Source organism: Lactobacillus intestinalis (assembly GCF_024397795.1).
Classification (GTDB): domain Bacteria; phylum Bacillota; class Bacilli; order Lactobacillales; family Lactobacillaceae; genus Lactobacillus; species Lactobacillus intestinalis.
In genome coordinates this window covers 41171-55201 of sequence record NZ_CP072985.1, presented here as the reverse complement: position 1 = coordinate 55201, position 14031 = coordinate 41171, and the positions used below count along the sequence as shown (strand labels likewise).

At 35.8% G+C, this 14031-nt stretch carries 16 protein-coding genes and 3 pseudogenes; 14 read left to right on the top strand and 5 right to left on the bottom strand.

What is annotated here, in order from left to right; translation table 11 throughout:
- The first annotated feature begins 67 nt into the window (after positions 1 to 67).
- From KBW87_RS08380 to KBW87_RS08355, 6 genes are all read left to right on the top strand, one after another.
- Positions 68 to 928 carry an ROK family protein gene (locus KBW87_RS08380; RefSeq protein WP_057808647.1) on the top strand — a complete coding sequence of 287 codons (861 nt, stop codon included), beginning with the start codon at positions 68 to 70 and terminating at the stop codon, positions 926 to 928.
- Positions 929 to 1076: 148 nt separating this feature from the next.
- Positions 1077 to 1814 (top strand): sugar phosphate isomerase/epimerase family protein, encoded by a 738-nt coding sequence (locus KBW87_RS08375; RefSeq protein WP_057808645.1) that lies wholly within the window; start codon positions 1077 to 1079, stop codon positions 1812 to 1814.
- A gap of 9 nt (positions 1815 to 1823) precedes the next feature.
- Positions 1824 to 3008 carry a cation:proton antiporter gene (locus tag KBW87_RS08370; RefSeq protein ID WP_057808644.1) on the top strand — a complete coding sequence of 395 codons (1185 nt, stop codon included), beginning with the start codon at positions 1824 to 1826 and terminating at the stop codon, positions 3006 to 3008.
- A 21-nt stretch (positions 3009 to 3029) separates the two neighbouring features.
- Positions 3030 to 4565 (top strand): sodium:solute symporter family protein, encoded by a 1536-nt coding sequence (locus KBW87_RS08365; RefSeq protein WP_057808642.1) that lies wholly within the window; start codon positions 3030 to 3032, stop codon positions 4563 to 4565.
- A gap of 17 nt (positions 4566 to 4582) precedes the next feature.
- Positions 4583 to 5560, top strand: coding sequence for an alpha/beta fold hydrolase (locus KBW87_RS08360; protein WP_057808640.1), 978 nt, complete (start codon positions 4583 to 4585; stop codon positions 5558 to 5560).
- Positions 5561 to 5580: 20 nt separating this feature from the next.
- On the top strand, positions 5581 to 6276 hold the full coding sequence (locus tag KBW87_RS08355; RefSeq protein WP_057808637.1) for an N-acetylmannosamine-6-phosphate 2-epimerase: 696 nt from the start codon (positions 5581 to 5583) through the stop codon (positions 6274 to 6276).
- 55 nt (positions 6277 to 6331) lie between these two features.
- On the opposite strand, the gene proC is transcribed toward KBW87_RS08355, so the two are convergent.
- Positions 6332 to 7105 carry a pyrroline-5-carboxylate reductase gene (gene proC, locus KBW87_RS08350; protein ID WP_057808635.1) on the bottom strand — a complete coding sequence of 258 codons (774 nt, stop codon included), beginning with the start codon at positions 7103 to 7105 and terminating at the stop codon, positions 6332 to 6334.
- A gap of 229 nt (positions 7106 to 7334) precedes the next feature.
- Between proC and KBW87_RS08345 the strand changes: the two are divergent.
- The 5 genes and pseudogenes from KBW87_RS08345 to KBW87_RS08325 all read left to right on the top strand — a co-directional run bounded on the left by KBW87_RS08345 (position 7335) and on the right by KBW87_RS08325 (position 10816).
- Positions 7335 to 8387 (top strand): annotated as a pseudogene (locus KBW87_RS08345) (IS30 family transposase).
- Positions 8388 to 8740: 353 nt separating this feature from the next.
- Complete coding sequence (locus KBW87_RS08340; RefSeq protein WP_057808633.1) at positions 8741 to 9406, top strand: GntR family transcriptional regulator; 666 nt, start codon at positions 8741 to 8743, stop codon at positions 9404 to 9406.
- 281 nt (positions 9407 to 9687) lie between these two features.
- Positions 9688 to 9921: a hypothetical protein gene (locus tag KBW87_RS08335; RefSeq protein WP_057808631.1), complete on the top strand. Its 234-nt coding sequence runs from the start codon at positions 9688 to 9690 to the stop codon at positions 9919 to 9921.
- A gap of 129 nt (positions 9922 to 10050) precedes the next feature.
- Complete coding sequence (locus KBW87_RS08330) at positions 10051 to 10677, top strand: DsbA family oxidoreductase (RefSeq protein WP_057808628.1); 627 nt, start codon at positions 10051 to 10053, stop codon at positions 10675 to 10677.
- Positions 10664 to 10816: a hypothetical protein gene (locus KBW87_RS08325; protein WP_170207454.1), complete on the top strand. Its 153-nt coding sequence runs from the start codon at positions 10664 to 10666 to the stop codon at positions 10814 to 10816. The genes KBW87_RS08330 and KBW87_RS08325 overlap by 14 nt, the downstream gene beginning before the upstream one ends.
- Before the next feature lie 43 nt (positions 10817 to 10859).
- On the opposite strand, the pseudogene ribH reads toward KBW87_RS08325, so the two are convergent.
- Positions 10860 to 11213: pseudogene (gene ribH, locus KBW87_RS08320) on the bottom strand (6,7-dimethyl-8-ribityllumazine synthase); the annotation flags it as partial.
- A 124-nt stretch (positions 11214 to 11337) separates the two neighbouring features.
- Here ribH and KBW87_RS08315 point away from each other — a divergent pair.
- Entirely contained in the window at positions 11338 to 12579 is a 1242-nt protein-coding gene (locus KBW87_RS08315) for an RNA-guided endonuclease TnpB family protein (protein WP_255807318.1), read from the top strand.
- Between the two features lie 122 nt (positions 12580 to 12701).
- On the opposite strand, the gene KBW87_RS08310 is transcribed toward KBW87_RS08315, so the two are convergent.
- The 3 genes and pseudogenes from KBW87_RS08310 to KBW87_RS08300 all read right to left on the bottom strand — a co-directional run bounded on the left by KBW87_RS08310 (position 12702) and on the right by KBW87_RS08300 (position 13220).
- Complete coding sequence (locus tag KBW87_RS08310) at positions 12702 to 12848, bottom strand: 6,7-dimethyl-8-ribityllumazine synthase (protein WP_236695262.1); 147 nt, start codon at positions 12846 to 12848, stop codon at positions 12702 to 12704.
- Positions 12848 to 13090: pseudogene (locus KBW87_RS08305) on the bottom strand (GTP cyclohydrolase II); the annotation flags it as partial. The gene KBW87_RS08310 and the pseudogene KBW87_RS08305, both read right to left, overlap by 1 nt.
- Before the next feature lie 7 nt (positions 13091 to 13097).
- The gene (locus tag KBW87_RS08300; protein ID WP_255807317.1) at positions 13098 to 13220 is read right to left on the bottom strand and encodes a hypothetical protein; all 123 of its coding nucleotides are present in this window, start codon (positions 13218 to 13220) and stop codon (positions 13098 to 13100) included.
- Between the two features lie 134 nt (positions 13221 to 13354).
- On the opposite strand from KBW87_RS08300, the gene KBW87_RS08295 reads away from it, so the two are divergent.
- Together KBW87_RS08295 and KBW87_RS08290 are read left to right on the top strand one after the other, a co-directional pair.
- Positions 13355 to 13594, top strand: a complete 240-nt coding sequence (locus KBW87_RS08295) for a hypothetical protein (protein WP_057810285.1) — start codon at positions 13355 to 13357, stop codon at positions 13592 to 13594.
- Positions 13595 to 13653: 59 nt separating this feature from the next.
- A complete protein-coding gene (locus KBW87_RS08290; RefSeq protein WP_057810287.1) occupies positions 13654 to 13992 on the top strand; it encodes a hypothetical protein in 339 nt (112 codons plus the stop codon).
- Positions 13993 to 14031: the final 39 nt, after the last annotated feature.

The following is a 14031-nucleotide window of genomic DNA, read 5'->3' as shown; positions in this document are numbered from 1 at the left end:
ATATTTTTCAAATGATATTATGTAAGCGCTTGATAATATAAAACTAATGGACAGAAAGCGTGAAAATATGACAGACTATTATTTAGCTTTTGATGTTGGTGGAACGACGATTAAGTATGGATTAGTAGATAAAAATTTAAATATTTCTCATACTGGAAAAGTAGCTACGGAAAAGAATAAAGATGGCCACATTCTAAAAATGCTAAAGAAAGTGACATCTCAGTTTAAGAATGAATATCATTTGATAGGTATCGGCGTTAGCACTGCTGGTATTGTTGGAAAAAATGGAGAAATTGCTTATGCGGGTCCAACAATTTTAGATTATAGGGGCACTCCAATTAAAGCCGAGCTCGAAAAAGACTTTAATTTGCATACGAATGTTGTAAATGATGTCGATGCTGCTTTACTTGGTGAAAAGTTAGCCGGAAACGCAAAAGGTTATACTTCGATTTATTGTGTGGCTCTAGGAACTGGAATTGGTGGAGCTTATTATGAAGCTGGCAAAATGTTCAGCGGTGCGCATGGGACTGCAAATAATATTGGTTGGACATTGTATGATGTCAAAACCAAAACTAATTTTGAACAAAGAGCGTCTACTCTTAGTTTACAAGCTAAATTAGCACCTTTAGGCATTGATCCTATTGAAGGCTTTAAACGGGCAAAGACAGGAAGTTCTCAAGAAAAGAAGATCATTGCAGATTGGAGTTTAGAAGTAGCTGAAGGATTAAGCAATATTCTTTTACTATTTGATCCTGAAGTTTTGATCATTGGAGGAGCGGTATCAAAACAGGGTGACTATTTAAAAGAACTGCTTGAAAAACAGTTAAAGAAAATTTTGCCACCTAACTTATGTAAAACCAAAATCAAGATGGCATCCCTTGGTAATAAGGCCCAATTATATGGCGCGATTGAGAAGTTTTTTGACTAATTTTAGAAAGCGCTTGCATAAATAAGAAATTAGTGTATTATAAAAAGTGTAATAGTTAATGAAAATTCAACCGTACCTATGTGAGACATAATGCCGCACATATTAAGTGCGGTTTTTTTGTCCTTTGATAGACAGAAAAGAGGCAGACATGAAAGTTTCAATTAACACTGCAGTATTTCTCGATCATTTGAACAATGGCATGAGCCAATTGGAAAGCTTGAAAATTTTAGATGGGCTTGAAAATGAAATTGATAATATTCAAGTTCGTGGTGAATTTTTTGATGAGAAAACTAAAGATCAAGAAATAGAAAATATTAAAAAAGCGTGTCAAAACAATGGCTGGGGCCTCTATTATTCAGTACCTGAGGAATTATTTAACAAAGGCAAGATTAATTCTAGCATTGATAGCAACATCGAAATGGCTAAAAAACATGACTTGAAGTATCTCAAATATTTCATTGGCGATGTAAAAAATGTAGATCCCAAGGAAATTGCTGCGTTAGATCAAAAATTGGCTGATGCTGGAATAGAGCTAACTCTGGAGAACTTATCTAACGATTCTGGAAGACTAGAAAAAGTAGAAGAAGGCTTGGAAGCCATTAAAAATAGCAAAAATATTGGTTATACCTATGATGCTGGTAATTGGTATTGGGTGGATGAAAATCCATCTGTTGCCTTCAAAAAATTAAAAAATCAGATTACAAACTATCATTTAAAGGACATTAAAGATAAAGAAACAGTCATGCTTGGAGAAGGCGATACTGATTGGCAACCGATGGTTTTAAGCCTTTCAGACAATATTCCTATTTTCCTAGAATATGGGATTCCAGATGAACAAATCAAGCATGAGGTTGAGCTAGTTAATAGTGTGATCAATAAACGGTAGGTGATTTAAATGACTTACCTGGCAGAACTGTTTGTGATTTTGCTACTTACTAAAATTGCTGCTCACTATTCTGTGAAACTAAAGATGCCAAGTGTAATTGGTGAATTATTAGTGGGAATCGTAATTGGACCAGCGATGTTAAATTGGATTCACCCAACAACTTTTATTAATTATTTTTCTGAACTTGGTGTAATTGTTTTGATGTTTATTGCAGGGCTTGAAGGAGACTTGAAGTTACTTATTAAATATTGGGCACCGGCTTTAACAGTTGCAACATTGGGTGTAATTGTGCCTACAGGAACAGCTTTTCTTCTATGTCACAATTTATTCAATTTTTCAGTTAAAGCGTCCGTCTTTATGGGTCTTGTATTGAGTGCAACTTCAGTCAGCATTACTATTCAAGTTCTGAAAGAGATGCATCGATTAAATACTCGTGCAGGTGCAATTATCTGTGGAGCAGCCGTGGCAGACGATATTATCTGTGTGATTTTACTTGGGATTGCCAGTAGCATTTATGGAACATCCCAGCATGAATCAATTTGGTTGATGGTTTTAAAGATGTTCTTGTTCTTTGTAATTGTACTTTTAATTGGAAAATTTATCGTTCCTAAATTTCTGAGTATTTTCCAAGATTTAAATGCTACTGAAAGTGATACCGCTGGAGCCATGATTCTTTGTTTTGGAACTGCTGCTTTGGCTGTGATGATGGGAATGAGTGATGTCTTAGGAGCATATTTTGCTGGATTAGCAATTTCAGAAACTGATTTTGAAGATCATTTGGAAGATAAAATTGAGCCTATTGGTTATGCAGTTTTTATTCCGGTTTTCTTTGTAAGTATTGGTTTACAAATTAGTTTCAAAGGGATGCAAAACGACATTGTCTTTATCATTCTTTTGATTATTACGGCAATTTTAGGAAAGCAAATTGGTTGTGGACTTGCTGCAAAAATGTTTCATCTAAGTTGGACAGAATCAAATGTGGTTGGAGCTGGTATGGTCTCTAGAGGAGAAATGGCATTAGTTGTAGCCAATGTAGCCTTAAGTTCACATTTAATTGATCAAAATCACTATACAGCAATGATTTTAGTAACTGTAATTACGACATTAGTAGCACCTCTGATTTTGAAACTCTTTATCTTGAAGAGTAATAAAAAAGTCGCTGCAAAGGATGCCGTATCTATTGATAATGAATAAAAAAGTGAAGAGGAGAAAAAAATGACTAAAACAGGGTTTGGTTTTTGGAATTGGGTCGTCCTGCTGGCGTACCTAGTTGCAATGTTAGGCGTAGGTGCCTATTTCACTAAAAGTGCAAGTAAAAGTACAGATTCATTCTTTAAGGCAAATGGACGGATACCTGCCTGGGCAGCTGGGTTCAGTATTTGGGCTACTACATTAAGTGCGATCACTTTTATGTCAACGCCGGAGCAGTCTTTCTTAACGGACTGGGGCTATTCCGTAGGTAGCTTTACTATCTTTTTGATTATTCCTATTTTGATTAGATATTACGTGCCTTTCTTTAGAAAATTGCAAGTAACTACGGCTTATCAATATCTAGAAAAAAGATTCGGTCCCGTAATGCGTGCCTTAGGTAGTGGGCTTTTTATGCTATACCACATTGGGCGTGTGGCAATTGTTATTTACCTTCCAATTTTAGCAATTACATCGGTATCTAATATCAATCCAATACTAATAGCAGTTTTAGTTGGTGCAATGTGTATCATCTATGCCTTTCTTGGTGGTATCGAAGGGGTTATTTGGACAGATGTTATTCAAGGTTTCCTTCTTTTAGGAAGTGCATTGTTAATTTGTGGAATGGCAATATTTAAAACTGGTGGCTTTGGGTCCGTTGCTCACATTGCAGTTTCTAGCCACAAATTTTTCTCTAATGCAGATTGGAATCCTGCTGATTTACCTAAATTTATTCCAATTATTTTCGCGGGACAATTCTTTAACAGTATGTATCAATACACTGGTAGTCAAGATGTAGTTCAACGTTATCAAACTACCCCAAGCATGAAAGCTACCGCTAAGTCTCTTTGGACTAATGGATGGCTTGCATTAATTACTATTCCTTTGTTCTTTGGAATGGGAACACTTCTATTTTGTTTCTACCATTCAAAGGCAGCTTTACCTGGTGATTTCAACACAAGTGCTATTGTGCCATATTTCGTAATTAAAGAAATTCCAGCTGGACTTGCCGGATTGATCATTGCAGGGATTTTTGCGGCTGCACAATCAACTATTGCTTCAAGTTTGAACGCCATTTCATCTTGTGCTATTACGGACTTCAAGCAAAGATTCTTTAACAATAAATTCAAGAACTTAAGCGACGTGGCCTTAGCTAGAATTGTGATTGTTGTCTCAGGTTTAATCAGTTTAAGTGTTGCTATCTATCTTTTGCTTGGTAATGCTGCACAAACTTGGAACCTCTTCTTATCAGTTACTGGTTTGTTCGGTGTTCCAATCGCCGGTATCTTTGCTGTTGGTATTTTTACTAGATCTGCTAATAGATTTAGTGTAGTAGTTGGTGTCATTATTAGTGCTGCAGTGACTTACTACCTCCAAACTCAGGGTGTAGCAACTTTAGTTCAACCATGTGTATCGTTTATTCTTGCATTTTTGGTAAGTTGGATTGTTGGATTAATGACTCCACAATATGGTCATGATGTAACTGGTTTAACTGCTAAAACTATTAAAGATGCTTATAATCCTACAGTTGATGCTGAAGAAGTTGAAAATGCAGATGCTTAAAGAATAAGGTGAGAAAGATGGAACACGCAAATTTTTTGAAAAAGATGGAAACTTACATGGGAAAAGATAATCCACCAAGTGATTTTGATGAATTTTGGAATAGGCAAATAGCGTCTCTTCCTGAATCGATTCCTTATGAAATCAAACCTCGACATTTTGGTGTGAAAAATACAGATTTCTTTGATCTGTATTTTAGGGGCACTAATGATGGGATAGTTCATGCTAAATGTATTTTCCCTCATCATCAAAAAAATGTCCCAGTTGTATTTTATTTTCATGGCTACATGGGTCAAGCACTAGATTGGACTAGCTTTCTAAAGTATATTCCTTTAGGAGTTGGAGTGGTTGCCATGGATGTGCGTGGACAGCAAGGAGAATCAGTTGACAATGGAATTTACAAAGGAAATACTGTCCTAGGCCATATTATTAGAGGTGCTGTTGAAGGAAAGGATCACCTTTTTTACAAAGATATCTATTTAGACGTATATTCCTTAATTGAAGTAGTAGCTGATATGGAGCGGGTTGATAACTTACATCTTTACACCTGGGGTGGGTCTCAAGGAGGAGCTCTTTCCTTAATAGGTGCCGCGCTTAACCATCGAATTAGACGGTGTGCAACTCAATATCCATTTTTGTCTGACTTTAAGTATGTGTTAGAAATGGGAGATATGGGGCTTCCATATGATGAATTGTTTAGATATTTCAAGTTCTATGATCCGTTTCATAAAACAGAAGCTAAATTGTTAAAAACTTTATCTTATATCGACGTTAAGAATTTTGCTCATTTAATTCGTTGTCCAGTTTTAATGTTTACAGGTCTTGAAGATAAAGTCTGTTTTCCAGCAACTCAATATGCGATCTATAATAGAATCGAAACCGAGAAAAAACATATTTTGCTACCAGAATATGAACATGAAGCAATGTTCTATTATGTTGATAGTACAGCCTTTAATTGGTTATTGGGAACTAACTTTCCTGAAGGACCTAATGAGTAATTAACTAAGAAGGAATAAAAATGAAAAAGGAAGAATTTATTGAAAAGGTACATGGTGGTTTGATTATTTCATGTCAAGCACTTCCTGGTGAACCTCTTTATACAAAAGAAGGAGGAGTTATGCCACTTATGGCAAAGGCAGCTCAAGAAGGTGGTGCCGTCGGCATTCGGGCGAACTCCATTCGAGATATTAAGCAAATCAAAGAGGTAGTAGATTTGCCCATGATTGGAATTATTAAAAGAGATTATCCTCCTGAAAAGCCTTATATTACTCCTACTATGAAAGAAGTAGATGAATTAATGAAAACCAATGTGGAAGTGGTTGCTCTTGATTGTACTCTTCGTCCACGTCATGATGGAAAAACAGTAGCAGAATTCATTGATGAGATTAAGACTAAATATCCTGATCGTTTATTAATGGCGGATACTTCTAACTTTGAAGAAGCAAAAAATGCATATGATGCAGGCGTAGATTTTGTGGGGACGACGTTATCGGGTTATACTGAAGAAAGCCCTAAATCTGATCATCCAGACTATGATTTGGTTAAGAGTTTGGTTGATGCAGGGATGCCTGTAATTGCAGAAGGTAAGATTCATAGCCCAGAACAATTGAAGAAAATGATTGAAATTAATCCAACAGGAATTGTAGTAGGAGGCGCAATTACCAGACCTTTACAAATTGCCAGGAGTTTTACTTCAGTTTTTGAAAAAATGTAAATATTTTATCTAAATAAGACTATAGCTCATTTGAACTATAGTCTTATTTTTATAATTAATTTTTGTTAGCTTTATTAATTGCACTAATTACAGAGTAACGGAAACCATTTTTCTCTAAGTCAACAACACCTTTAATAGTAGTGCCACCAGGTGAACATACTTGATCACGTAATTGAGCTGGCGCAAGTGGGCTATCGTAAGCTAGACTTGAAGAACCTTTAACCATACTGGCAGCTAATTTATTAGCAACTGATCTTGAAAGGCCATTTAAAACCCCTGCATCTCCTAAAGCATCTAGAAACACATCTACAAATGCTGGCCCACATCCAGCAATCGTACCTACAATGCTAAGTTGATTTTCTTTTACTGTGATTATATCGCCTAATTGGGCTAAAAAGTCTTCGATTTCTACTTTAATATCACTTTCCATATTTTTAGGTAAAAATAATCCAATGGTTCCAGAATTAATTGATACGGGAATATTTGGAATCATACGAGCAACCGGATTATTAGGTAAAGTAGTATGTAAGTCCTCGTAGGAAACTCCAGCAGCTGCCGAAATGATGATCGTCTTTTTATCAAGATCTAGTCCTTTTGCAACTTGTAGAGTAAGGGGCGCCGGTGTAGTTAAAATTACGATATCGGGCTTGAGACTGTTTAAATCTAATAAGTTGTCGATTAAGTCAAAGCCGAGCTGTTGGGCAAGGTCATTAACTCGGGGATTAGTAGGATTTTCACCGATAATGACATTGTCTGGGGAAGATTTGACTAAGCCTTTAATAATGGCACTCCCCATGTGGCCGACACCAATAACTGCAATTTTGGTCATAATAGGTACCTTCTTTTTGATGAATCTGAATAAACTTCTACTTCAATTTTATCATTCTTGATGATTAGTGGTTACTGGCAGTTTTCAATCACACTAAAATATTTATTTTTATAAAAACACCGATTGTAAAATGAAGTTGGACATTTCGGCTTAAATAAAAAAAGGTCATTGAACCTTGTTTGATAGAATGTTAATAACCACAAAAACTTCTAGAAAATGAGGTATTCAAATGAACCTTTCTAATAATTCTTCCATGATTAAACATTCTCGTGGAAAACATTTAAGTTATGAAGAACGTGTTTTGATTCAGATTCGTCGTAAAGATAATAAATCTATGCGCTATATCGCACGTGAATTAAGTTGTTCACCGCAAACTATTTCAAACGAAATTAAACGTGGCACTGTAATTCTTTATCATGGGTCAGTTAAACGCTATAAAGCAGAAGTTCGTTAAGAAGCTTATCGAAAACACAGGCTTAATTCTAGTCGTAAGCTCAAATTCTTAGAAACCAAAGTATTTATTGATTATGTAGCAGAGCACTTTCACAGCTATCACTGGTCTTTAGATGCTTGCTGGGGCCGTGCTACTTCCAAAGGCTTGTTCTCTAGTCAGGAAGTGGCCTGCACAAGAACGCTTTATAATTACGTAGACCAAGGATTAATTGGCATTAGAAACGCTGATTTACCTGAGAAGCTTAAACGCAATACCAAGGCCAAGCATGTTCGCCGGAACAAAAAGAAACTTGGACGAAGTATTGAAGAGCGTCCTAAAGAAATTTACCAGAGACCCCGCTTTGGAGACTGGGAATGTGATTTAGTATTAGGTCATAAGACAAAAGATGATGAAGTATTATTGACTCTCTGCGAAAGAATGAGCCGTGAGTTTTTAATCATTCGTATTCCAGATAAGACCTCTGCTAGTGTTATGCAGCCTTTTAAGGATCTGCATGAAAACTACTAAGAGCACTGGAATGATATCTTCAAAACAATTACTACTGACAATGGATCAGAATTTGCGGACCTTTCTAATCTTGAGAAAGTTTCTAAGACTCTAGCCTATTATGCTCATCCTCATACTTCTTGTGATAAAGGAAGTATTGAAACACATAACGGACTAATTCGCCGCTTCGTTCCTAAAGGTGAGCGTATTGAAAGCTATTCACTTCAAGAAGTTATTGACATTGAAACTTGGATGAACACTTTACCTAGAAAGCAATTGGCATATCACACTACAGATGAAATTTTTGAAAAAGAATTAGACAACATCTATCAAGCAGCATAAAGTGTCCAAGTTATTATTGCAATTTACGATTTTTATAAAAATATTATTAGGCTTACTAAAAATAGGTTGAAATGGAAGGGATTAATAGGACTATTGAACTTGTAATTTCATTATTTGATAAAAACTACTTCTTTTTAAAAGAACGTTAAAGTTATGAATTATAATTACTAATTAATTGTTAGAAAAGATAGTTCTAGTAAATTATGAGTAAAAGTTGACATAATAGAATAACAAATTGTATAATATACACTTTAGTTTCTTAAAATCATCATTTCTAGTCGTGTAAATACTATAATTGCTATTGGAAAAAGGTTATAATTGTATGTGTAACAAGGTAATAGGAAAGAGTTTATATGCAACAAAATTTAACAGAACAAGCCTATGAAAAAATATTGAATAAAATTATTTCACTTGAATTTGAACCTGGTCAAAGAATTTCAGAAAAGGGAATTGAAAATGTTATAAAAATAGGTCGTACTCCTGTTCGTGATGCGCTTTTACGTCTTCGCCAAGAAGAATTAATATATGTAGTTCCTCAGTCAGGAACCTATATTTCTAAAATTAATTTAGATCGAGTTTTTGATTCGATTTTAGTAAGAAACAGTATGGAAAATAAAGTTTTACAAGAAGCCTGTGATCAAGATTATTCTCGCTTAGAAATCTTTCGAATAAATCAAACTATTGAAGAGCAACGCCAGGCCGCTATCGATCGTGATTTAACTACTTTTTTACATTTTAATGATCAATTTCACAAACAATTTTATATGGATACTCATCATAATTTTTTATGGAATTGGTTAACGAGAATCAATATCTACTTTTATAGATTAACTGCCTTAAGCTTAAAAGTAGATGAAAGTAATTGGGAGAAATCAACTGCTGAACATGAGCAAATAATGAAAGCAATTTTAAATCACGATAAAGCTGAATTAAAAGAAGCGTTTCAGTATCATATTAGTACAGCTCCAGAAACTGAACAAAAAATTGAAAAGCAGTATGCTGATTACATCCAGCATTAATTTTAGGGGCAAGTTTTAATTACCGATAAAAGATCCAAAAAAATCACAAGTCTAAACTAACTTTGTAGGATAGACTTGTGATTTTTATAGATGGGGTCACGACTATTAGATTGACTTAGACTGTGAACTGTGGAGGTATTGCTATATCCTAGGGATGTCGCGGTCATCTTTAATGAAGTCGTCTTATTGGTTAACAATAATAAAGTGATTCAGAGTATTGTTTAGTTGAAAAAGTAAAATTGTAGCTAATAGTTTGTAAATTTGAAGGGGAGGTCGTTGAGATGGCAGCTAATGAAAAAATCATTGCGTTAGTTAAACCAGAGTATTTGAAGAAAATTCCGGCAATTTTTAGAAAGCATGCTACTGACGGCACATGCAAATTAATTGCTCGCGAACATCCAGATCTGTACAAGGCTTTTGAAGATGGTGAGCCCACTGATAGTCAAAAGCAAGAAATGACCGATTTAGTAAACGGCATTTTTGAACAAAGAATGAAAAAGCACAAGATGTTATAAAGAATAGTAACCCTCACGAAAAATGTCTGAGGGTTATTTTTTGAGCAAAATAGTTGCAATTCTGAAACCGTTCTTATATACTTACTAATAGTTAGTTAAATACATAAATTTAGAAGGAAGTGCCTCAAAATGCAAATTAAATATTGGTCAGATATCGCATGTCCGTTTTGCTATATTGGTTCACATAACATGAAAAAAGCTATTAAGGATCTTAACTTAGAAGACAAAGTTCCACTTAAGTTCTTAGCTTATCAGCTTGATCCCACGGCACCAACGGTAGCCCCTGAATCAGCTACAAAAGTTGTGACTCCAAGAATGAAGCAAATTGAAGAAATGGCTCATCAAAGTGGCCTGGAAATGAATTTAGCTGATGTTAAGCACGTAAATAGTATGGATGCACATCGTTTGATTAAGTTTGCTTATACTAAGAGTGATGAGCTTGCTAATAAGTTGATCAACCGTCTTTATCAACTTTACTTTGTTGATGGTAAGTCAATTGCTGATCATGAAGTTTTGAAAAAGAATGCGACTGAAATTGGCTTAAAGGAAGACGAAGTTGAAGCAGTTTTGAATAGTGATAAGTTTGAAGATGCTGTTAAAAAGGATGAAATGGAGGCAGTTCAGCTTGGTGTTCAAGGCGTCCCGTTCTTTGTAATTAATGACAAATACGCAATCAACGGCGCTCAACCATATGAAGTAATAGTTAATGCATTAAAGAAGATTTCAAATGAGGAGGATAAAGATGGAGAAGACTAAGCAAAAAGATGAAAAGAAGAAGTTAACTTCTTTAACTTCAATTGGTACCGACAACAATATGGTGTGTGGACCTGATGGTTGTAGTTTAGCTGATCATTTTGATTGGGCCAAAGACAAGCAAGAGAGGAATAATAAGTAAACCAAAAAACTAGCCTGGAATACCAAGCTAGTTTTTTAATGCCTTAATTTAATTGATCGTTCAGTGAGATCATCTCCAAGAGACTTTGTGCAGTAGAGGAGCCTTCGTTGCCGACTTTTAAACCCGAGCGTTGAAGGGCTTGATCAATATTGTCCGTAGTTAAAATACCAAAAGTAATTGGAATCTTGGCTTCCAAATTCATCTGCATTAAAGCACTTGTGATATTTTGAATGATCATATTGTAATGATCAGTTTCACCCTTAATGACAGCACCTAGGCTCCTGATGCCGGCATATTGATTGCTATTTAAAAGCTTCTGCGCAGTAAAACCGATTTCAAAAGCTCCGGGAACCCAATAGATATCAATATCTTCATTGATTTCTCCTAGGCTGATTAAGCAAGGATACCCTGGATTTTAATCCGGGGAGGAATTACACTTTCAGCCTTTTTATATTTTGTCTTTTTCTCCTCTAATTTCTATGATATAATCATTTTCAAACGCTTGTTTGGAGGTAGATAATTTGGATCAGGCAGTAACGATTAAAGCCAAGCTCCTTAATATTGATGATCAAACTACACACGCTTTTATAAAAACCATGACTGCATACAGAGATGCCTGCAACTTCGTTTCACAGTATGTTTTTGACCATGATTTTGAGTTTCGATTTTCTCAGCTAAATCAAGCCCTTTATCATGATTTGAGAGACTTGTTTGGGCTCAAAAGTCAAATGGCTCAATCGGTTATCAGAAATGTTGTTGCTCGCTATAAAACCATCAAAACCCAATTGAAGCAAACACCGTTTCGCTATAATACTGGGGAAAAAGATGCGCAGGGCCATGCTATCTGGTCGCAGATTCCGCGTGATCTCACTTGGCTTTGGCGTCCAGTTAAGTTTAAGCGTCTTCAGCTTGATCTTCAGCGCAATCGCGACTGGTCTTATTTAAATACAAGCAGCCAGCTTTCTTTGAATACCTTAATGGGGAGAAAGAAAGTTAATTTTGTCTGCAAAAATTTCGACCAGTATCTTGATGCTAGCCGTTGGAAGTTTGGCTCAATTAAGCTGCTTCAGTTCAAAAATAATTGGTATGTCCACCTTAGTGCGACGATGTCCCTTCCTGAATATGAATTAAAGCAGACCCAGCATATCGTTGGGATTGATCGCGGTCTGCGCTTTTTGGCTGCCTGCTATGACGAACAGGGCCAGACTCTGCTTTGCAGCGGACAAAAAGTATTGCGCACCAGGCGCAAATATAAGAAACTCCGTGCTCAGCTTCAAGCCAAAGACACTAAGTCTGCCAAGCGAAGACTTAAAAAGATCGGTCAGCGAGAGAACCGTTTTATAAGCGATGTTAATCATCGCCTTACCAAGACACTCGTTGATCATTACGGTCCCAATACTATCTTTGCTTTAGAAGACTTAACCAATGTCCGCTTTGCGACTGAGAAAGCTGCCAAAAAGCGTCGCTATGAAATGGTTTCTTGGACTTTTTACCAGTTTGAGCAGTTTTTAGCTTACAAAGCTAATTTGAATTCTTCAACTGTTGTTAAAGTTTCTCCCAGATTTACCAGCCAGCGCTGTCCTAAGTGCGGAAGAATCCGTAAGGAGAACCGCAACCATGAGTTGCACCTCTACATTTGTGATGAGTGCGGCTACAAATCTAATGACGATCGCTTAGCGGCCATGAATATCCAGTTTTTAGGAGACCAGTATTACCAGGGTGTCAAAAGACCTAAATTTACTAAAATAAGATCTGCCGAGTAAACTTGGCAGGTAAACGGGCATCGTCAACTGCCCGACGATGCAGCCTCGGAGGCGGAAGTCGCAAGACGCTATAACCGCTATCTAGTAAAAATAGATGAGAGCTGCAAACCCTAGAATTTATTCTAGGGTAGTTGATCCCTAATTCCAAATTGATGAAGAGTTTCTTGAGCGCCACTGACCAAATTCTTGGTGACTAAGTGGTTAAATTTGGCAATCACAATCGCGATTTTGCCATGTACATTTGTAAAATTACCTCTATATTCTGTCATTATTCTGCCTCGTTCAAATTTAATAGATGATGGAATTTATTTTTCTTGGTTTGTAAATAATAGAGATCAAATTCATTAGGCTCAATTTCTAAAGAGATGCGCTGGTGAATTTGAATGCCAGAGTCTTGAAGCTGATCAATTTTATCAGGATTATTGGTCAAAAGGTCAACTGGCTTAATTTTCAAATCTTTAAAAATTTCAGCTGCCACATCATAACTCCGTTCATCAGGTTTAAATCCTAAACCCTACTTAGTGTTCCCAGAAACTCGGTACTTTAGTACAGGTGTAGTTCATGTCAAAATTACCTTTAGCAAGATCAATTTGAACATTTTTAGTTGGCACTGCATGAATTTCGACATTAGCATTAGGCAAGTTTTCTTCAACTTGTGATTGAATAATTTTTTACATAATTTCTAAAATAATCTTAGGAAAAGGTCTTTCTTCTAGTTATAGGGCTCAAGAAGAAGTATAATAAAAGTGTAGATTTAAAGACGAGGTGTATTATTATGAAGAAAATTATGATGTTTGTCGGTGCAGTTACTACAGGTATTGCTGCAGGAGTTCTTGTTAAGAAATATTTGCAAAAAGACGCTGAAGAAACAGAAACTACAGAAGAAGATCGTGGAGTATCTCCAGTTCGAATTTATGAAGATGATAATGATCAAACTTCTGATGAAAACTCTGATGATGTGCCAAGTCTTAAAGCTGATGCCATCAACCATGGATACAAACCAATTGAATACTAATATATGAGCATTTCTACGTGAGTAGAGATGCTTTTTTAATAGAAAAGAGGAAATTTGTTATGGATACTGACGATTATGAAATTGATTTTTATAAGTTAGGTAAGGTTAGCCCAGAAGTTAAGGCTATTTTGGAATATTTGGTTAAGGAATACCAAGATTCTTCTGATGCAGATGTTTTGCAAGATGGTGTTGTAGTAAGCTTTGACGATATGGCAAAGGCTGCTCACCTTGATAGAGATAAGATTGTAGATGAAGTCTTTAAAGCAATTGATGCACCTAAGAATGAAATTACTGAACAACAACGTTCATACATTCCACTAGTTCAAAGTTGCATGGCCGATGAAAAAGCTCAAGAATTTAGAATTGTTGTTAACCCTCATCTTTTTGATTTAATCTAGCATGAAACTGTTGTGAAACCGTTGATGGATAAGGAATAA